Annotated in this window: 1 protein-coding gene; it reads left to right on the top strand. The window is 42.8% G+C overall.

The window, feature by feature from the left end; genetic code table 11:
* Nucleotides 1–54: 54 nt before the first annotated feature.
* On the top strand, nt 55–1160 hold a 1106-nt coding region (locus D1151_RS16345), incomplete at its 3' end, for an AAA family ATPase (RefSeq protein WP_243151239.1).

The raw sequence follows: 1160 nt of genomic DNA, 5'->3' as shown, positions 1-1160 counted from the left end.
CAGTACCCTGTGATTTCTTTATCGCTAAAATCAGCCAAACAAAGTGACTTTGCAATGGCGTACACTATGTTAAAACGAGAAATTGTTGCAGAGTTTTCCAGACATCAGTACGTACTTGCCGGTAAAATGAACGGAAACGCGCAGGAAAAATACGAGGCGATTTTGGAAGAAGGAGAAGAAGCTTCCCTATATGTAGACGCAATCCGATTTCTATCCGAGTGCCTGTACAAATATCATGGGAAGGAAGCAATGATTCTCATTGACGAATACGACGTACCTTTAGAGTGTGCATATTTCGGTGGTTTTTACGATGAAATGATTGGCTTCATCCGCTCCCTCTTTGAGTCCGCCCTGAAAACCAATCCCTATCTGAAGTTTGGTGTAGTGACAGGATGCCTTAGAATCAGCAGGGAGAGCATTTTTACAGGACTGAACAATTTAGAGATTCATTCCATTATCAGCGAGAATTACAGCAGCTGTTTTGGCTTTACGGGTGAAGAAGTGCAGGAGATGCTTGCCTATTATGACCTTTCTGACAGGTTTTGCGAGGCAAGGGACTGGTATGACGGTTATCTCTTTGGAAATAGAGAGATTTACAATCCGTGGAGCATTTTAAACTATACGAAAAGCGTGCTGTCGGGTAATCAAATTTCAACCAAACCCTATTGGTCCAACACTTCCAGCAACGGAATTGTAAAGGAACTTGTAGAAGAAGCAGACGATATGACCCGCCAGGAGCTGGAGATTTTGATGGAAGGCGGCACCATAGAAAAGCCGGTTCACGAAGAAATTACCTACGGAGATATTCACACATCGAAAGATAATCTATGGAACTTTTTGTTCTTCACTGGATATCTAAAGATGAAAAGTCAGCGAATAGAGAAACGGAATATCTATATTGAAATGGCGATTCCCAACGAGGAGATTGCATCCATTTATGAACAAAGCATCAAAGAATGGTTTGACCAGAAGATAGCAAATGTGGATAGAAGCAGTCTCATCAAGGCTTTCGAAGAAGGGGACTGCGAAGCGGCTGAGAATTTCATCAGCCAGCAGCTGATGGACACTATCAGCTACTTCGATTATGCGGAGAGCTACTACCATGGATTTTTGACAGGGCTTTTGAAGAATGCAGGTCGGTATATGGTGCAGTCCAATCG

The organism is Emergencia sp. 1XD21-10 (genome assembly GCF_009936045.1).
Lineage (GTDB): Bacteria > Bacillota > Clostridia > Peptostreptococcales > Anaerovoracaceae > Senimuribacter > Senimuribacter intestinalis.
Note: the sequence above shows the minus strand (reverse complement) of the source record. Positions and strands in the feature narration are given on the sequence as shown.